Genomic DNA, 17673 nt, shown 5'->3' on the forward strand with positions numbered 1-17673 from the left:
CGCCGCGAGGAGAGCGATATGCAAACTGCCACATTACTCAAGTGCGCCAGCCTGCTCGGCCTGATCGTCAGCCTCAGCGCCTGCCAAGGTCTGGAGGGTGTGCAGATTCAGGGCGTCGACCTGGGCAAATTGGCCAGCGCCGGCCAGCACCTGACCAACATGGGTCAGAAAAGCGTCGATGAAGAGCGGGTGATCGGGCAGAACACCGCCACCATCCTGCTGAGCAAAGCTGCAGTGCTGAACAATCCGCCGCTACAGGCCTACGTCAACCGCGTCGGCCTGTGGGTCGCCCAGCACAGCGAACGCCCCGACCTGCCCTGGCGCTTCGTCGTGCTCGACAGCCCACAAGTAGCCGCCTATGCAGCACCCGGCGGTTACGTATTCATCACCAGCGGCATGCTTACCCGGATGAACAGCGAGGCAGAACTGGCCGGCGTACTGGCCCACGAAGTGGCACATGTGGTGCAGCAACATCACCTCAAGGCCATTCAGCAACAGGCGCAAACCGGCTTGCTGGCCGACCTGGCCACCCTGGCCGTGCAAGCCAGCGCCGCCGACAAGGGCGGCAGCCAGGCCGGCGAGCTGACCGACCGTTTTACCCGCAGCGTCAGCGACCTCTACAGCCGCGGTTTAGACCGTGGTGATGAATACGAAGCCGATGCCATGGGCGCGGTAATCGCCACCCGCGCCGGCTATGACGCCTATGGCCTGGCTGGGGTGCTGCAGACACTGGGCACGACCCGCCAGGATGATGCGGCGCTGAGCAGCTTCCTCAAGGTGCATCCAGGCATTGATGACCGCCTGCAACGCCTGCAGCCGGTGTATCTGTACATCGAAACAACCGCCAGCGGTCCGACGCAGAGCCTCGACACCCGCTATCAGCAAGCGCTCAAAAGCAAGCGGTAAAGGCAAGTAGCCATTTCAGAACCTGTTTTGGATCTCGCGAGCTAAAGCGAGACAAGGCAGGTTCTCAGTGAGTGTGAGGATGTTCGCGGGTACACGAAGGCTCGTAATCACACACATGGTGACTGAACGGCGCTGTGGTATGTGAACCCGGCGGCCCCGTGACCTGAAAGCAGCGGTTGTTGATGAACAGCTGCACCAGCTCGGCGTCGAGCAAACCGCTCTGCGCTTCGCTCTTAAGAATATCCAACGCCCGCTCGAGTGGCATCGCCGGTTTGTAGGGCCGATCAGCAGCCGTCAGGGCGTCATAGATATCGCAGATGGTCATGATCCGTGAAGCACAGGGAATCGCATCGCCGATCAGACCTTTGGGATAGCCACTGCCATCCAGCTTCTCATGATGCGCCCCGGCAATGTGCGGTACACCCTGCAGATCCGGCGTCCAGGGAATCAGGCTGAGAAACTGCTGGGTGTGCACCACATGCCGCTCAATTTCTTCACGCTCGGCCTTAGTCAGGCTGCCCTTGCGCACCGCCAGGGCATTGAACTCGCCCTCACTGAGCAGGCTGACCAGGCAATTACCGGGCGCCTTGACCAATTCGCCCTGTACTTCCTGCAGGTGCTGAAAATCTCCCTCACTGAGCATGCTCGGCTCGTTCGCCTGAATGATGTTGTTCAGGTAACGCTCCAGCCGCTCGCATTCATAGGCCAGCTCGGCTTCCATTTGCAGGTGCCGCTCATCGCTCAGGCCACCCTGATGGCGGTAGGCATGCAGCATCTTGCGCAGGGTCTGGTTGCGCAGGTTTTCCTGGGCCAGGGCAACGCGATAACGCAGGTTTTCCAGCACCGGCTCGGCGAGCTTCTTGGCTTTTACCAGCACATGTTCGCGCACCCCAACCTTGCCGAAGTCATGCAGCAAGGCGGCGTAACGCAGCTCGCGCAAACCATCGACGCTTAGCGTCTGTTCGCGCAAACGCGAATCTGGGGCGTGGGGCAACTGGTTGGCCAAGGTCAGGCACAGTTCGGCCACTCGGAAGGAATGGCCACTGGTGGTCGGGTCACGCTGTTCGATGGCAAACACCGAAGCCTGCACAAAGCCATCGAACAATCGGCTGATGTCATCCAGCAATTGGCGATTTTCAATAGCCACCGCCGCCTGGCTGGCCAATGCACGCAAAGACACAGCGGTTTCTTGATCAAAAGCAATCAGCTCAGGCTCAAGCTGCTCGCTGCCCTTACGCTGGCGGTTGATAAACTCCAGCACACCGACCACTTCATGGCGATGGTTACGCATGGGGATCGCCAGGATCGACATGGTGCGGTAGCCCATCTGCAGGTCGAAAGAGCGGTTGAAGCGGTACGGCGCATCGGCGGCAATCGCGTACACGTCCTCGATATTCAGCTCGGTGCTGGTCAGCGCAACGTACCCGGCAATCGAGGCTTTGCTCAGCGGCATGCGCTGGTCCTGAAAGCTGCTCTGGCTGAGCGTGCCGTTCTGCGTTAGCTTGAAGATCAACTGCGCCGGCGCATCCGGCCGGCGGCTGACCAGAAACAGCGAAGCGGCGTCGCTGTTGGACAAGCGGCGCCCTTCAATCAGGATTTTTTCCAGCAGGCGGTCCAGGTCACGTTCGGCTGATAGCGCCAAGCCGACGTCGACCAACTTGCTCAAGTCATCATGTTTGCCCGCCAAGGCGGCGGCCAACTGCTCGGTCTGATGACGCAGGCTGTACTGCTCGCCGGCAAAACGCAGCAGTGCTGCCAGCGCCTCGACACTGGCGTGCGGCGGCAACGGCAATACGCCAGGCTGGTCCATGCAGCCTACCAAAATCGCGCCACAATCCAGCCAATCGGCCAGCGGCCGGAGTGCCAATAGCCGCTCGTCAAGCAGCACCAGCGCCAGTTCATCCGGCAACAGGTCAGGTGCATCAATCGGCTGCAAGCTCAGTGGGCACTGAACCAGGAGGTTATACAGGGGGTGTTCGCCAAGCGCATTGCTGTGGCCCAGCACAAGGCGGGAAGTGCCCATGATGGTTGTCCTCAGTCGCAGTTGCGTGACAGCAGTGCGACTGAGTATTGCACAGGGTTTAGCCGTTGCCTGGCCGTCCGGCGCATGCCGAACGGCCAGGTAAAACGACTTAAGTAGCGGGCTGCAGCTGCATGCTTTGCTGCATTCTGACGGCATCGGCCACAAAGCAGCGCGAGGCTTGTAGCAACGCCAGCATGGTCAGCATCAAGGCCACCGGGATCAGGTACATGGCATTGTGCAGGCCTACAGCCTTGAAGGTTTCATTCATCTCACTGGCGCCAGCGGCAAGCATTGCAGCCTGCGAGTAATGGTCCGACAGCATGCCCACGGCCACGGGCCCCAGACCACCACCAAGTAGATACAGACCCGCGAAGAACAAGGCCATGGCCGTTGCCCGCAGACGCGGTTCAATCACGTCCTGAATCGCGGTATAGACACAGGTGTAAAAGTTATAGGCAAACAGCCAGCCAATGCTGAACAGTGCAACAAACAAGGCAATTTCAATCCGCCCCGCCACCAGCGCATACCCTGTAGCCAGTGCGGCAACCAGCATACTCAGGGCCGCAAACAGCAAGCGGCCGGCCTGCCAGCGCTGGTGGATCTTGTCCGCCAACCAGCCGCCCAGTGTCAGACCAACCAGCCCCGTCAAGCCGACGATAACCCCAGTGGCCATTGCCGCCTGCTCCAGCGGCATCAGGAAGTAGCGTTGCAGCATCGGCACCATGAACGAATTGCAGGCATAGGTGGCGAAGTTGAAGGCCAGGCCGGCCATCACCAACCACCAGAATGTGCGAATCGCCAGCACCTTACGCAGGGGTTTTTCCACCGGCGTGGTGCGCGACTGCACCAGCTCCGCCGCACCGCGCTTGGGCTCTTTGATAAAGAACATAAACAGCGCCAGGATCAGCCCCGGCACCGCCGCAATAAAGAAGGGCGCGCGCCAGCTGTCGAACGCCTTGACCATCGCACCGATGGTGAAGAACGCCAGCAGCAGGCCAATCGGCAGGCCGAGCATAAAGATGCCCATAGCCCGCGCACGCTTGTGCGCCGGAAACAGATCGCCGATCAGCGAGTTGGCAGCAGGCGCATAGCTGGCCTCACCGATGCCAACCCCCATGCGAATCAGCAGAAAACTCCAGAAGTTCCAGGCCAGGCCATTCACAGCCGTCAACCCACTCCATACCGCCAGTCCCCAGCCCATGATTTTGCGCCGCGCACCAGTGTCCGCCATCCGCCCCAGCGGAACACCGGCAATCGCATAGACAATGGTAAAGGCGGTACCGATCAAGCCCAGCTGCAGGTCACTGAGATGCCATTCCATGCGGATCGGCTCGATGATGATCGCTGGAATGGTGCGATCAAAGAAATTGAACAAATTGGCCAGAAAGAGCAGAAACAGAATGCGCCAGGCATTCGCTGCTTGTTGAGACTGCTGCATGGGATCCATCTCTAATTGTTTTTATCGAAACACGTCAGCGGCTATAAGCCGGTACCGCATCCAGCACCTGCGGGGGCAATCTAGAGCCTCCCGCTAGGGCTGTCTGTGACTATTTGTGGCGTGTATGCAGGGTAATCGACACACCCGCCGACAGCGGCGTCACAGCGTGTTTGTAAAAACTCGATGGAACACCAAGTAAAACCATGCAAGAGCGCGAGAATTTCCATTTTTCATGCTACAAACAAGCCTAGCGAGCGCAATGTGGCCATTTGCCCCTCTAACCCTGTTAGCCGCCGGACTGTCTCCAAATGAAAACAAAAAAAGACGCTGTGACCTCCCCCGCGACCGAAGCCACTCTGGCTGACCTGGCAGATACCTTACTTCCTCCTCTTGAGCCGCGCCCTTCTAGCGCGCCACGGGTGCCGGTCAGCATCGACAACAGCGGCGAGCAGTACATGTATTTCACCGAGCGCGACATTGATCGCATTCTCGACAACCTCGACGGTTTGCGCAGCCTGGTGTTTCCACCGGTGCCGCACGATGAGGAACACGACCGCCGGGTGCAGCACTTCCCGTCGGTATGCCTGATTGGCCTGGGCCGCTGTGGCTCGAACATCGCGCTGGATGTCGCCTCGCTGGTCTACAACGCGCGACAGTTCTACCTGAGCGAATTCAATAATGAAGAGAAGACTGTCACCGAGCAGGATTTCCGCCCTACCCGCTGGATCCGCAGCAATTTGCTGCGTGCACCGAGCAAGGACAGCAAGCCGGTCTTTCTGATCGAGCCGCTGGTGATGCTCGGCGACCTGGACAAGGACATTGAGGGCCGCATCCGTTTTTCACGCAAGGGTGAAACCAGCGGCTTCCTCAGCGACTACAGCAAGATGAAGATCATGGACCTCTCCGAAGTCCATGCGGGCGGTGCCGGTAACGCGCCGATCCTCGGCCAGTACCTGGCCAAGATCATCCTCAATAAGGATACCCAGCGCTTCACCAATGAAGACTGGAAATTTATCCACAGTTATCTGATCGACTCCTGCGGCATCAAGGCCAACCAGTCCCGGCTTTACTTCTACATCTTCAGTGCCGGCGGCGGTACCGGTTCAGGCATGGCATCGGAGTTTGGCCTGGCTCAGCAATTTGCCTACATGAGCAAGACCTTCGACACCAAAATTTTTGATGACAGCCCGGAGAATCGCGACCACAGCTTCGTCTTCGAGCCAATTTTCACCAGCGGCATCTGTATCCTGCCGAACATCTCCGACCAGCGCAGCGAGATGTCCGAGGCCCTGCATATCAACGCCGGGCGACTCTTGTGCAAATACCTCGCTGAAGAATGGGATTTTTCCTACAACTTCGATAATGAAGAAAACAGCGAAGAAAGCGTGATGCGCCGCATCCGCCCGTGGAACGCGATGATGCTGATTTCCAACGACATCATGCGTTACGCCGAAGAAAGTGATGATGGCAATATCCAGAATATTGATGTCAATGCCATGGAACGTCACGCCAACCAATACATCTCGCAGCAGATTTTCAACATCCTTACCGCCCAGGCGGTCACCACTGACTACGACCAGAACTACTTCCGTCGCGCCGGCATCGACATCGGTGAAACCATCCGCCTGGATGCCAATGACCTGTTCATGAGTCTGGCCGGCCCTGTGGCAGTGGCCTATGCCGAATCAGTGGTACCCGAGCAAAGCACTGCGGCACTGGACAAGTTCCGCGTGCTGGATAAAGAACCGTCGCGCCTGAATATCGATGACCTGTTTTTCCGCTCCATCGACCTGCCACACTTCAACAAGGTCACCCAGGCCATCGAGGGTATCAGCCTGCTACCCATCGAATCCAAACGCTACCGTGCGGCGCTGGATGAGTACAAGAAGTCCAATTTCGATGCAGCAAAACTCAGTGACCTGCACTTTTTCAAAAATTGCTCTTCGGTTGTGTCAATCGTCTCACTGCCAAAGGACTACAAACTCTCCTATATGGATCTGAACCGGCTCAAGACCCACCTCAACAGCCTGTTCCCCAACACCACCCTGAAACGTTACGCCTTGGTAATTGGCGCGTCGGCCAACTTGTCGTTGACCACGTTGATCGTCAAGAGTCCGTGCCTGTCGGACGACTTCCTGACCCTGATCGTGGCCTTTATCAAACGCTGCTTCGCGCGCGACCCACACCGTTTCGACGACAGCCTGGACAACGCCATTCTTGACTTCATCATGAGCGAGGAGTTCGACGAAGTTCGGGTTGACGCCATGCTTAACGAGTTTGAGAACCCGGCAAAAATTCTCGACACCAACTGGTATGCGATCAAACCGATGTATGAGAAAAAGTACCGCGAACTGATCCATGACCAGGACAAGTTTGTGTCGATCAACGATATCCGCCTCTCGCGTGAAAGCGTGAAGAAGGCAATCAAGTACCTGCGCGAGATCTATCGCCATCGCATCGGCAAGACCCGGGTCATCTCGCTTAACAAGTACGCTGACGATAAGCCCGACTGACGCACCACAACCGGCAACCCGGGCCACTCGGGTTGCCGATACTCAAATCAGCTCGTTTGCCATTCACGCAGCCAGCTCAGGCTGGCTTGGGTACCTGCCTCTCCCGGTCGGTATTCCGCCGCCAGCCAACCCCGATAACCACTGTCACGTAGCGCCTTGAGCAACGTCGCAAACTGCAGCTCGCCGGTGCCAGGCGCGCCACGGCCAGGGTAGTCGGCAAACTGCACATGGCCGATACGTCCTGCCAGCAAGGCGATACCGGCCGGCACATCCAGGCCCTGCCGTGCCATGTGGTAGAGGTCGTACTGCGCCGCCAGGTTGGGGTGGTCCACAGCATTGAGCAATTCATCCAGCTGCGCCGGCGTGTTGATCAGAAAGCCCGGCATATCCAGCGGATTGATCGCTTCCACCACCACACCAATGCCCAACACCTGAAAAGCTTCGGCGGTCTTGCGCAGATTGGCGATCAGGCAGACCAACGCCTGCTCAGACTCAACGCCCTCAGCCAGGCGACCCGGCAGCACGTTGACCAGCGCCGGCCGTGCCATGGCCGCATAATTCAGCGCCTCCTGCAAAGCGACCTCATACTCAGCCTGACGCATGGGCACAGCCGCCAGACCGGCACCACCGCTCATCAAATCACCTGCCGGCAGGTTGATCAGGCGCAGCGGCATGGCCGCCGCATCCAGCGCCTCTTTCAGGCGAATGGCCGGCAGCTCATAGGGGAACTGAATTTCCACGCCATCAAAGCCCGCCGCAGCCGCCGCCACCACGCGGTCAATCAACGGCAGTTCGTTAAACAGTAACGACAGATTGGCCGCGACCTTCATGATTGAGAATCCCGGTACAACTGCACAAGGGTGGCGGGATCACGCTCCAGATTGCCCTGACTGCCATGTTGCCGCATCAACTGCGCGGCCAGGCCACTGAGGGGCGTGGCCGAACCGATCTGCTGCGACAGTTTCACGGCCGTATCGAGATCCTTGAGCAGGGTTCGTACATGCCACTTGATCGGCTCGAACTGACTCTCAGCCATCTGCGGCGCGAGAATCTGCAGCGGTTTGGAATCGGCGAAACCGCCGGCCAGCGCTGGCGCAATCAGGCGGGCATCAACCCCAGCCTGCTCGGCCAGAGCCACCACTTCGGCGATCACCAGCGCATTGCAGGCGACGATCATCTGATTGCACACCTTGGTCACCTGGCCTGCGCCAACGTCGCCCATGCGCGTCAGCCGCTGCCCCAGATGCGCGAGAATCGGTCTAACCCGCTCAATATCTTCGCTACGGCCACCCGCCATGATTGCCAACGAACCGTTGACCGCCCCCGGCGTACCGCCTGAGACGGGGGCATCGATCCAGTGCATGCCACAACGGGCGTGCAACTCAGCAGCCATCTGGCGGGTGGCCGCAGGCTCCAGGCTGGAAAAATCCACCAGCAACTGTCCGGGCTTTGCCGTTTCCACAATACCGCCTGGCCCGAACACCACCTCACGCACCACCTCAGTGTTCGCCAAACAGAGCATGACGATATCCGCTGCCATACACAGCCGTGATGGGTTGGCAGCCAACTGCGCGCCCTGAGATTGCAAAGACGCACATTTTTCAGGCGAGCGATTCCAGACCGTCAGGGGATAATCGGCAGCCAGCAGGCGCTGGCTCATGGGCAGGCCCATCAGGCCGACTCCGGCAAATGCCAAGGCTGGAAGAGAGGTGGACATAGGTAGACTCCGGCGCAGTGATAGCCGCCATCTTAACCTAGCGCTGCGCAAACCTGCCCCGCCAGTCAACACTCATGCAGCAGGTTTACAGACCGTCTTTTTCAAGGTGATCGAGATTGACCGGCTCACCACTATGAGCACCGAGTTTGCGCCGTATATCCTCGAACATCAGGTCATATTCAGCATGACCACGCATGATCAGGCTGGTATTGGTCGGCAGGCCATACTTGTGTGCTACACGACTGACCACACTGGCGAAGTTGAACGCGGTGTCGCGGTGCAGTTCAAACGCCTCGCTGAACGCCTGGCCACCGACCTGGCCTTGCAGGCGCATATGCAGCATCGGGCCTTCGATGGGATCCTGACGCACTTCGTAGTAGAGATCGGCACTGAACAACGGCGTGTCCGCCGAAGCCACGTGATTGGTGCGGTGTAGATGACCGGGCTCAAACATGCTGGCAACCTCCTGAATTGATCCATGTTGCTGCCAGCATAGTCGCTGATGGTGGACGCTAAAAACGGGCTAAATCAGTGCAGCGCAGGACGCTCGCAGCGCTCCTGCGCCAGCACCCAGGGGGCAACCACCACCGCCCACAATTCTGGATCGCGCTTTAACAGGTCTTCGGCACGACTGTCGTCGGCCTTACTCAAGATCCCTGCGGCCAGCCAGTCAGCCACTTTCGCCTGATCATTCTGCGCCACAGCCTGCGCCACCTCGATCAGATCCTGAGCGCCATCGACCAGCAACAAGGCACCGCGAGCAAAGAAAGGCTGCAGCTCTTGCCAACTAATCGCCGCAGTTTCTCCAAGCAGCTTGGCATAGAGGGTGCTAGGTTGTTCAGTCATGGATTGTCCTGTCACAAAAGGCCACTGAGCAGATAGACGCGCATGATAACGTCGAGCTGCCAGCAGGCAAATTCGCGACGCTGGCCGAGCCAACCAAGACACGCCGTTTTTCTATACATTTATTGCGTTAAAGCGACACCCTCAGGTTTTGCCCCCAGCAAGCCGCTTTTCAAGCCGTAAAGCCGCGCTCTACACTGCACCGGTACAGTTGCCGGGGGAACGACCGGGGGAACATCCCGGTTCTGCAGCTTTGGCCGCCAGAACTACAACAATCAAAACCAATAAGAGTGGAGCACTATGAACAAGGCTACTAAGCAGATGTCCAAACTGTTTGCCGCCATGGCCATGGCTGGCGTTGCCAGCTACTCGGTAGCGGCAGACACCATCAAGATTGGCCTGGCAGGCCCAGTCACCGGCGCAGTCGCGCAGTACGGTGAAATGCAATTCATCGGGGCCAAAATGGCCATCGAGCAGATCAACAAGGCCGGCGGGGTAAACGGCGCACAACTCGAAGGTGTGGTCTATGACGACGCCTGTGATCCAAAGCAAGCCGTTGCCGTTGCCAACAAAATCGTCAACGACGAAGTCAAGTTTGTTGTTGGCCACCTCTGCTCCAGCTCCACCCAGCCGGCGTCCGACATCTACGAAGACGAAGGCATTCTGATGATCACCGCGGCTTCCACCAGCCCAGACATCACCGCACGCGGCTACGAGTTGGTGTTCCGCACCATTGGTCTGGACAGCCTGCAAGGTCCAACCGCTGGCAACTTCATCGCTGACAAGGTCAAACCGAAAGCGGTTGCCGTGATCCACGATAAGCAGCAGTACGGTGAAGGCATTGCTACCGCGGTCAAGCAGACCCTGGAAAGCAAAGGCACTAAAGTTGTCCTGTTCGAAGGCATCAACGCCGGCGACAAGGACTTCTCGGCCATGATCGCCAAGCTCAAGCAAGCCGGTGTGGACTTCGTCTACTACGGCGGCTACCACCCAGAGCTGGGTCTGCTGCTGCGTCAAACGTCGGAAAAAGGCCTGAGCGTCAAGTTCATGGGACCTGAAGGTGTGGGCAACAAGGAAATCTCGGCCATTGCCGGCCCGGCGTCCGAAGGTCTGCTGGTCACCCTGCCGAAGTCCTTCGACCAGGACCCACGCAACCAGGCGCTGGTTGATGCGTTCAAAGCCAAGAACGAAGACCCGAGCGGTCCGTTTGTGTTCCCGGCATACGCGGCAGTACAAGTGATTGCTGAAGGCATCACCAAAGCTGGCGACACTGACACTGCCAAAGTGGCGGCTGCCCTGCGTGCCAACAGCTTCGATACGCCGACCGGCAACCTGGCATTCGATGCCAAGGGTGACCTGAAAGACTTCAGCTTCGTGGTGTACAACTGGCACCAGGACGGTACCAAAACCGAAGCCAAGTAAGCTCCCCGCCTGAACCCAAAGCCCACTGCCTGCGCAGTGGGCTTTGTTTATTAGAAGAATTCCGGTTGCATGCTGCGCCACAAGCGCTGCCTTGCGTGCCAACCCAGGAGTTAGGCAATGCCTGATCTTTATCACTACCTGCAACAGCTGATCAACGGTCTGACTGTTGGCAGTACATATGCCTTGATTGCCATCGGCTACACCATGGTCTACGGCATCATCGGCATGATCAACTTCGCCCACGGCGAGGTTTACATGATTGGCTCATACGTAGCCTTTATCGTTATCGCCGGCCTGACCCTGATGGGTCTGGACAGCTTGCCACTGGTGATGATCGCGGCGTTTGCCGGCAGCATTATTATTGCCAGTGCCTACGGTTACAGTATCGAACGGGTGGCCTACCGCCCTTTGCGCGGCGGTAATCGTCTGATCCCGCTGATCTCAGCAATCGGCATGTCGATCTTTCTGCAAAACGAAGTCCTGTTGTCCCAAGACTCGAAAGACAAGGCCATTCCTAATCTGCTGCCTGGCAACTTTGTGTTGGGCGAAAGCGCGATGAATGGCGTGGTGATCTCCTACATGCAGGTGCTGATCTTCGTTGTCACCTTTGTGGTGATGCTGGCGCTGACTGCGTTTATCTCGCGCTCGCGTCTGGGCCGCGCCTGCCGCGCCTGTGCCGAAGACATCAAAATGGCCAACCTGCTGGGAATCAACACTAACAACATCATTGCCCTGACCTTTGTCATCGGTGCCGCCCTTGCAGGCGTTGCAGCGGTATTGCTGGGCATGCAATACGGCGTGATCAACCCGCACCTGGGCTTCCTTGCCGGGATCAAGGCCTTTACCGCCGCAGTACTGGGCGGCATTGGCAGCATCCCAGGCGCCGTTCTGGGTGGTCTGCTGCTGGGCCTGGCCGAAGCCTTCGGTGCCGACATCTTCGGCGACCAATACAAGGACGTCGTGGCCTTCAGCCTGTTGATTCTGGTGCTGTTGTTCCGTCCGACCGGCATCCTTGGCCGTCCGGAGGTTGAAAAAGTATGAGTACTGCCATCACAAAAAATCTCAAGACCGCGTTCTTCAGCGCCCTATTGGTGCTGGCCGTGGCTTACCCGGTGCTGGGCCTGAAGCTCACCACCGTCGGCATTCAGCTCGAAGTGCACGGGGCCAGCCCGGCCATCCTGTGGACCATCGCCGGCTGTGCCATCGCCATGTTCTTCTGGCAGCTGTTCCGCAGCCAGCTGAGCGCCGCTTGGGAGCATGCCCCCAAGCTGCCGAGCGTACCGAGCAAGGCCAGTAACTTCCTGACCCTGCCTTCCACACAGCGCTGGGTCATTCTCGGCCTGATCATGATCGCGTTGGCCTGGCCATTCTTCGGCAGCCGCGGCGCCGTAGACATCGCCACGCTGATCCTGATCTACGTAATGCTCGGCCTCGGCCTGAACATCGTGGTGGGCCTGGCAGGACTGCTTGACCTGGGTTATGTCGGCTTCTATGCCGTAGGCGCCTACAGCTACGCGCTGCTGTCGCACTACTACGGCCTGGGCTTTTGGGTGTGCCTGCCAATTGCCGGCCTGATGGCGGCGTTTTTCGGCTTTATCCTCGGTTTCCCGGTGCTGCGCCTGCGCGGTGACTACCTGGCCATTGTGACCTTGGGTTTCGGCGAGATTATCCGCATCCTGCTGCGCAACATGACTGAACTCACTGGCGGCCCCAACGGCATCAGCAACATCGAAAAGCCCAGCCTGTTTGGCTTGTCCTTCGAACGCCGCGCAGCTGAAGGTATGCAGACCTTTCACGAGTACTTCGGCATTGCCTACAACTCGATCAACAAGGTGATTTTCCTCTACCTGATCGCCCTGCTACTGGTTCTACTGACCCTGTTCGTGATCAACCGCCTGCTGCGCATGCCGATCGGCCGCGCGTGGGAAGCCCTGCGCGAAGACGAGATCGCCTGCCGTGCGCTGGGCATGAACCCCACCGTGATCAAGCTCTCGGCTTTCACCCTGGGCGCCGCCTTTGCCGGTTTTGCCGGCAGCTTCTTCGCCGCACGCCAGGGCCTGGTCACACCAGAGTCATTCACCTTTATCGAGTCGGCGATCATCCTCGCCATCGTCGTGCTCGGCGGCATGGGCTCTCAGCTGGGCATCATCCTCGCGGCCATCGTGATGATTCTGCTGCCGGAGCTGATGCGTGAATTCAGCGAGTACCGCATGTTGATGTTCGGTGCCCTGATGGTTCTGATGATGATTTGGCGTCCGCAGGGCTTGTTGCCCATGCAGCGCCCGCACCTGGAGCTTAAACAATGAGCCGCCCGATTTTAGAAGTAAGCGGCCTGTCCATGCGCTTCGGCGGCCTGCTGGCCGTCAACGGGGTGGGTCTGTCGGTCAATGAGAAACAAGTGGTGTCGATGATCGGCCCAAACGGTGCCGGCAAAACCACCGTGTTCAACTGCCTGACCGGCTTCTACCAGCCGACCTCGGGCAGTATCAGCCTGGATGGCGAGCGTATCGAAGGCCTACCCGGCCACAAGATTGCCCGCAAAGGCGTGGTGCGCACCTTCCAGAACGTGCGCCTGTTCAAGGACATGACTGCGGTGGAAAACCTGCTGGTGGCGCAACACCGTCACCTCAACACCAACTTCATTTCCGGCCTGCTGAAGACACCGGCGTTCCGCCGCAGCGAACGTGAAGCCATGGACTATGCCGCGCACTGGCTGGATCAGGTCAACCTGACTGAATTCGCCAACCGCCCGGCAGGTACCCTGGCCTATGGTCAGCAGCGCCGCCTGGAAATCGCCCGTTGCATGATGACCCGGCCACGCATCCTGATGCTCGACGAACCCGCCGCTGGCCTCAACCCGCGCGAAACCGACGACCTCAAGGCGCTGATTGGCGTATTGCGCGATCAGCACAACGTCACCGTGCTGCTAATTGAACACGACATGAAGCTGGTCATGAGCATTTCTGACCACATCTACGTCATTAACCAAGGCACGCCTCTGGCGGACGGGACAGCGGAGCAGATCCGCGAAAATCCGGACGTGATCAAAGCCTACCTGGGGGAAGCGTGATGCTGTATTTCGAGAACGTTTCCACCTTCTACGGCAAGATCCAGGCGCTGCATAACGTCAACGTCGAAGTCCGTCAGGGCGAGATCGTCACCCTGATCGGCGCCAACGGTGCCGGTAAATCGACGCTATTGATGACCCTGTGCGGCAACCCACAGGCGGCCAGCGGCAGCATCCGTTACCAGGGTGAAGAACTGGTCGGTCTGGATACGCCGCAAATCATGCGTAAAAGCATCGCCGTGGTGCCGGAAGGCCGCCGGGTGTTCTCCCGCCTGACCGTGGAAGAAAACCTGGTGATGGGCGGCTTCTTCGGCAGCAAGGCCGACAATCAGGAGCAGATGGACAAGGTTCTACACCTGTTCCCGCGCCTGAAGGAACGCTTTGCACAACGCGCCGGGACCATGTCCGGCGGAGAACAGCAGATGCTCGCCATCGGCCGTGCACTGATGAGCAAGCCAACCCTGCTGCTGCTCGACGAGCCGTCGCTGGGCCTGGCACCGATCATCATTCAGCAGATCTTCGACATCATCGAACAGCTGCGTAAGGATGGCGTGACGGTGTTCCTGGTCGAGCAGAACGCCAACCAGGCGCTCAAGCTGGCGGATCGCGGCTACGTACTGGAAAACGGCCGGATCGTCATGCAGGGCAGCGGCGAACAGCTGCTCAATGACCCCAAGGTGCGCGACGCCTACCTGGGCGGCTGATCCGTATCGTCGGCTGAGAAAAACCGCTCTTCGGAGCGGTTTTTTCATTCAAGCCCCTCATTGCCACTCGCCTCCTCGCCTGCCCGACTACTTTTATCTGCACCGCTCGCCCGATGCTCCGTGCATGCCAGCCCGGGGCAGTTACAATGGCCGCCCTTTTTTACCGATGACTGCTTTCATGACCGACCCCATTCGCCTGTCCAAACGCCTGATCGAAGTGAGCGGCTGCTCTCGCCGCGAGGCGGAGCTGTATATCGAAGGCGGCTGGGTCACGGTGGATGGCGTGGTGGTGGAAGAACCGCAATTCAAGGTAACCGAGCAGCGTGTCGAGTTGCTGCCTGATGCAGTTCTAACGCCAATTGAACCCGTCACCCTGCTGCTGCATGTGCCCAGCGGACACAACCCAGAGCGAGCCGCCGAAAGCATCAGCCCAGCCACTCACTGGGCTGACGATGGTTCAGCCGTCCGCGTGCTGAAAAGCCACTTCAATCGACTTACGCCCTGCATTCCACTGCAAGCCGGTGCCGATGGCCTGCATGTGCTGACCCAGGACTGGCGCATTGAGCGCAAGCTCAAGGAAGACCTGAGTAAGCTCGAACAGGAGTACGTGGTCGAAGTCATCGGCACCTTGAGCGCCAGCCAACTCAAGCGCCTGGCTCACGGCCTGACCTTCAACGGCGTAGCCTTGCCGCCCTGCAAGGTCAGCTGGCAGAACGAAACCCGCTTGCGCTTCGCCTTGAAGAACCCGCTTCCCGGCCAGATCGTCTTTATGTGCAACAGCGTCGACCTCAAGGTGCTGGGCATGAAGCGTATCCGTATCGGTGGCGTGCCGATGGCCAAGGTCCAGCCGGGACAGTGGCGCTACCTGGCCGCGAAAGAGCGCTTCTAACGATTTTTCCAGCGGCAGCCCTTAGCTGCTGCGCACTTCAGGACATCTCCATGCTCAACAACGACATCCTGCGCAGCCTGCGCTACACCCTCGACATCAGCGACGCAGAACTGGTCGAGATCATCCAGCTCAGCGGCAAGCAGACCGCCCTCGACGACCTCGCAGCGATGCTCAAGAAAGAGGATGAAGACGGCTTTACCCCTTGCGACGACGAACTGATGGCGCACTTCCTCGATGGCCTGGTGTACTTCAAGCGCGGCAAGGATGACAGCCGCCCGGCGCAACCGTTTGAGCTGCCGATCACCAACAATATGGTGCTGAAAAAGCTACGGGTGGCCTTCGAGCTGAAGGAAGACGATATGCACGCGATCATGCAGAGCGTTGACTTCCCGGTGTCCAAGCCGGAAATGAGCGCCCTGTTTCGCAAGTTCGGCCACAGCAACTACCGCACCTGCGGTGATCAGTTCCTGCGTAACTTCCTTAAGGGTTTGACCCTGCGCGTTCGCGGCTGAGTCGCGTCCTCTCGCGGCCATGCCAGCCCGCATGGCCGCGTATTTCCACGGGCAATAGTGCCTGCCGCCGAGCAAGCATCGCGTTAGGGTAATGGCCTTCCCTCCCACAAGGATTAGTCATGCACCCCTACTTCAGCCTGCAAGGCCGCACCGCCCTGGTTACCGGTGGCACCCGCGGCATCGGCAAGATGATCGCCAAAGCTTTTGTCGAAGCTGGCGCCACGGTCTACGTCTGCGCCCGTGATGGCGAAGCCTGCGCACAAACCGCTGCCGAACTGTCGGCCTTCGGCAGCTGTCATGGCATTGCCGCCAACCTGGCCAGCGAGGAAGGTGTACAGGTGCTGGCCGAGCAACTGGCTGGACAAATCGGCAGCCTGGATATTCTGGTGAATAACGCCGGCACCACCTGGGGCGCACCGCTGGAGAGCTACCCGGCCAAGGGCTGGGAGAAGGTCATGCAGCTCAATGTGACCTCGGTGTTCAGCTGCATCCAGCAATTGCTGCCGCTGCTGCGCAAGGCCGGCAGTACGGCGAATCCGGCACGGGTGATCAATATCGGTTCGGTAGCCGGGATCACCTCGCACGGTGAAGACGCCTATGCCTACGGCCCGAGCAAGGCCGCGCTGCATCAGCTTTCACGCATGCTCGCCCGCGAACTGGTCGGCCAATTTATCAACGTCAACGTCATCGCTCCGGGGCGCTTCCCGAGCAAGATGACCCAGTTCATTGCCCAGGATGAGGCGGCCATGGCGGAAGACTGCGCGCTGATCCCCATGCAGCGCTGGGGCCGCGAAGAAGAAATGGCCGCTCTGGCCATCAGCCTGGCGAGCACCGCCGGGGCTTATATAACCGGTGCGATCATCCCGATCGACGGCGGTTTCCACCTGTAATCGCGTACTATGGCCGCGTCTTCACTCGATCACGCTGCCATGTCCTACTCGGTTTCGCCTATCGGTTTTGTCCACTCCTGCTTCAAGGAGAAGTTCGCCATTCCCCGTCAGCCGCAACTGGCCCCGGCGGCCCGTGGCGTGCTGGAGTTGGTCGCCCCGTTTGATAACGGCGATGCCGTACAAGGGCTGGAGCAGGTTAGCCATGTCTGGTTGCTGTTTCTGTTCCACCAGGCGCTGGAAGACAAGCCGCGGCTCAAGGTGCGCCCACCGCGCCTGGGCGGCAATCAATCGGTCGGTGTGTTCAGCACTCGCGCCACCCATCGACCGAACGGCATCGGCCAGTCGGTGGTCAAGCTGGAGCGGGTCGACGCCGGCAAACTGTGGCTGTCCGGCATCGACCTGCTCGACGGTACCCCGGTGCTGGATATCAAACCCTACGTGCCCTATGCCGACAGTGTCGCCGGGGCCTACAACCGCATCGCCGACAGTGCGCCGGCGCTGATCGACGTCAGCTGGCAGAACAGCGCACTGACCCAAGCCGATGCGCATGGACAACGCCTGGATGAACCGCTGGTCGAGCTGATCGAGCAGTGCCTGGCCCAGGACCCGCGCCCGGCCTATCAGCAGCCCAGTCCCGAGCGCCGTTACGGTGTGCGCTTCTGGGATGTCGAGGTGCGCTGGCACTACCCACAGCCTGGCAGCATCTGCGTGCTGGAGGTCGTGCCGGCCGATTGATCTGAAGCGCCGTT

At 59.3% G+C, this 17673-nt stretch carries 17 protein-coding genes; 11 read left to right on the top strand and 6 right to left on the bottom strand.

Annotation, left to right across the window (positions count from 1 at the left end):
* Positions 1 to 18: 18 nt before the first annotated feature.
* Positions 19 to 906, top strand: a complete 888-nt coding sequence (locus DBR00_RS14265) for a M48 family metalloprotease (protein ID WP_108487268.1) — start codon at positions 19 to 21, stop codon at positions 904 to 906.
* 64 nt (positions 907 to 970) lie between these two features.
* Here the strand turns inward: DBR00_RS14265 and DBR00_RS14270 are convergent, their stop codons facing one another.
* On the bottom strand, positions 971 to 2929 hold the full coding sequence (locus DBR00_RS14270) for an HD domain-containing phosphohydrolase (protein ID WP_158271573.1): 1959 nt from the start codon (positions 2927 to 2929) through the stop codon (positions 971 to 973).
* 109 nt (positions 2930 to 3038) lie between these two features.
* Positions 3039 to 4367, bottom strand: coding sequence for an MFS transporter (locus DBR00_RS14275; protein WP_108487291.1), 1329 nt, complete (start codon positions 4365 to 4367; stop codon positions 3039 to 3041).
* Between the two features lie 329 nt (positions 4368 to 4696).
* On the opposite strand from DBR00_RS14275, the gene DBR00_RS14280 reads away from it, so the two are divergent.
* On the top strand, positions 4697 to 6880 hold the full coding sequence (locus DBR00_RS14280) for a hypothetical protein (RefSeq protein ID WP_371920667.1): 2184 nt from the start codon (positions 4697 to 4699) through the stop codon (positions 6878 to 6880).
* A 47-nt stretch (positions 6881 to 6927) separates the two neighbouring features.
* On the opposite strand, the gene DBR00_RS14285 is transcribed toward DBR00_RS14280, so the two are convergent.
* The 4 genes from DBR00_RS14285 to DBR00_RS14300 form a co-directional block, all read right to left on the bottom strand.
* The gene (locus DBR00_RS14285) at positions 6928 to 7710 is read right to left on the bottom strand and encodes a hydroxypyruvate isomerase family protein (protein WP_108487271.1); all 783 of its coding nucleotides are present in this window, start codon (positions 7708 to 7710) and stop codon (positions 6928 to 6930) included.
* Positions 7707 to 8597, bottom strand: coding sequence for an NAD(P)-dependent oxidoreductase (locus DBR00_RS14290; RefSeq protein ID WP_108487272.1), 891 nt, complete (start codon positions 8595 to 8597; stop codon positions 7707 to 7709). The genes DBR00_RS14285 and DBR00_RS14290 overlap by 4 nt, the downstream gene beginning before the upstream one ends.
* An 85-nt stretch (positions 8598 to 8682) precedes the next feature.
* Entirely contained in the window at positions 8683 to 9051 is a 369-nt protein-coding gene (locus DBR00_RS14295) for a DUF5064 family protein (protein WP_108487273.1), read from the bottom strand.
* 74 nt (positions 9052 to 9125) lie between these two features.
* Positions 9126 to 9443 (bottom strand): DUF2288 domain-containing protein, encoded by a 318-nt coding sequence (locus tag DBR00_RS14300; protein WP_108487274.1) that lies wholly within the window; start codon positions 9441 to 9443, stop codon positions 9126 to 9128.
* Between the two features lie 297 nt (positions 9444 to 9740).
* Between DBR00_RS14300 and DBR00_RS14305 the strand changes: the two genes are divergently transcribed.
* The 9 genes from DBR00_RS14305 (at position 9741) to tsaA (ending at position 17659) form a co-directional block, all read left to right on the top strand.
* Positions 9741 to 10862, top strand: coding sequence for a branched-chain amino acid ABC transporter substrate-binding protein (locus DBR00_RS14305; RefSeq protein WP_108487275.1), 1122 nt, complete (start codon positions 9741 to 9743; stop codon positions 10860 to 10862).
* 117 nt (positions 10863 to 10979) lie between these two features.
* Positions 10980 to 11903 carry a high-affinity branched-chain amino acid ABC transporter permease LivH gene (livH, locus tag DBR00_RS14310; RefSeq protein ID WP_108487276.1) on the top strand — a complete coding sequence of 308 codons (924 nt, stop codon included), beginning with the start codon at positions 10980 to 10982 and terminating at the stop codon, positions 11901 to 11903.
* Positions 11900 to 13168, top strand: a complete 1269-nt coding sequence (locus DBR00_RS14315) for a high-affinity branched-chain amino acid ABC transporter permease LivM (RefSeq protein WP_371920660.1) — start codon at positions 11900 to 11902, stop codon at positions 13166 to 13168. Before livH ends, DBR00_RS14315 begins: the two co-directional genes overlap by 4 nt.
* Positions 13165 to 13932 (top strand): high-affinity branched-chain amino acid ABC transporter ATP-binding protein LivG, encoded by a 768-nt coding sequence (gene livG / locus DBR00_RS14320; protein WP_108487277.1) that lies wholly within the window; start codon positions 13165 to 13167, stop codon positions 13930 to 13932. The genes DBR00_RS14315 and livG overlap by 4 nt, the downstream gene beginning before the upstream one ends.
* Positions 13932 to 14633 carry an ABC transporter ATP-binding protein gene (locus DBR00_RS14325; protein WP_108487278.1) on the top strand — a complete coding sequence of 234 codons (702 nt, stop codon included), beginning with the start codon at positions 13932 to 13934 and terminating at the stop codon, positions 14631 to 14633. Before livG ends, DBR00_RS14325 begins: the two co-directional genes overlap by 1 nt.
* Before the next feature lie 178 nt (positions 14634 to 14811).
* Positions 14812 to 15522 (top strand): rRNA pseudouridine synthase, encoded by a 711-nt coding sequence (locus DBR00_RS14330; protein WP_108487279.1) that lies wholly within the window; start codon positions 14812 to 14814, stop codon positions 15520 to 15522.
* A 50-nt stretch (positions 15523 to 15572) separates the two neighbouring features.
* Positions 15573 to 16034, top strand: coding sequence for a DUF1456 family protein (locus DBR00_RS14335; protein ID WP_108487280.1), 462 nt, complete (start codon positions 15573 to 15575; stop codon positions 16032 to 16034).
* A 119-nt stretch (positions 16035 to 16153) separates the two neighbouring features.
* On the top strand, positions 16154 to 16924 hold the full coding sequence (locus DBR00_RS14340) for an SDR family oxidoreductase (protein ID WP_108487281.1): 771 nt from the start codon (positions 16154 to 16156) through the stop codon (positions 16922 to 16924).
* Positions 16925 to 16963: 39 nt separating this feature from the next.
* Positions 16964 to 17659 (top strand): tRNA (N6-threonylcarbamoyladenosine(37)-N6)-methyltransferase TrmO, encoded by a 696-nt coding sequence (gene tsaA / locus DBR00_RS14345; RefSeq protein ID WP_108487282.1) that lies wholly within the window; start codon positions 16964 to 16966, stop codon positions 17657 to 17659.
* The last annotated feature ends 14 nt before the right edge of the window (positions 17660 to 17673 follow it).

It is taken from the genome of Pseudomonas sp. HMWF032 (assembly GCF_003060885.1).
Taxonomy (GTDB): domain Bacteria; phylum Pseudomonadota; class Gammaproteobacteria; order Pseudomonadales; family Pseudomonadaceae; genus Aquipseudomonas.

Coding starts and splice junctions, on each gene's coding strand:
- DBR00_RS14265 (WP_108487268.1), top strand. CDS start 19: ATGCAAACTGCCACATTACTCAAGTGCGCCAGCCTGCTCGGCCTGATC.
- DBR00_RS14270 (WP_158271573.1), bottom strand. CDS start 2,929: ATGGGCACTTCCCGCCTTGTGCTGGGCCACAGCAATGCGCTTGGCGAA.
- DBR00_RS14275 (WP_108487291.1), bottom strand. CDS start 4,367: ATGCAGCAGTCTCAACAAGCAGCGAATGCCTGGCGCATTCTGTTTCTG.
- DBR00_RS14285 (WP_108487271.1), bottom strand. CDS start 7,710: ATGAAGGTCGCGGCCAATCTGTCGTTACTGTTTAACGAACTGCCGTTG.
- DBR00_RS14290 (WP_108487272.1), bottom strand. CDS start 8,597: ATGTCCACCTCTCTTCCAGCCTTGGCATTTGCCGGAGTCGGCCTGATG.
- DBR00_RS14295 (WP_108487273.1), bottom strand. CDS start 9,051: ATGTTTGAGCCCGGTCATCTACACCGCACCAATCACGTGGCTTCGGCG.
- DBR00_RS14300 (WP_108487274.1), bottom strand. CDS start 9,443: ATGACTGAACAACCTAGCACCCTCTATGCCAAGCTGCTTGGAGAAACT.
- DBR00_RS14305 (WP_108487275.1), top strand. CDS start 9,741: ATGAACAAGGCTACTAAGCAGATGTCCAAACTGTTTGCCGCCATGGCC.
- livH (WP_108487276.1), top strand. CDS start 10,980: ATGCCTGATCTTTATCACTACCTGCAACAGCTGATCAACGGTCTGACT.
- DBR00_RS14315 (WP_371920660.1), top strand. CDS start 11,900: ATGAGTACTGCCATCACAAAAAATCTCAAGACCGCGTTCTTCAGCGCC.
- livG (WP_108487277.1), top strand. CDS start 13,165: ATGAGCCGCCCGATTTTAGAAGTAAGCGGCCTGTCCATGCGCTTCGGC.
- DBR00_RS14325 (WP_108487278.1), top strand. CDS start 13,932: ATGCTGTATTTCGAGAACGTTTCCACCTTCTACGGCAAGATCCAGGCG.
- DBR00_RS14330 (WP_108487279.1), top strand. CDS start 14,812: ATGACCGACCCCATTCGCCTGTCCAAACGCCTGATCGAAGTGAGCGGC.
- DBR00_RS14335 (WP_108487280.1), top strand. CDS start 15,573: ATGCTCAACAACGACATCCTGCGCAGCCTGCGCTACACCCTCGACATC.
- DBR00_RS14340 (WP_108487281.1), top strand. CDS start 16,154: ATGCACCCCTACTTCAGCCTGCAAGGCCGCACCGCCCTGGTTACCGGT.
- tsaA (WP_108487282.1), top strand. CDS start 16,964: ATGTCCTACTCGGTTTCGCCTATCGGTTTTGTCCACTCCTGCTTCAAG.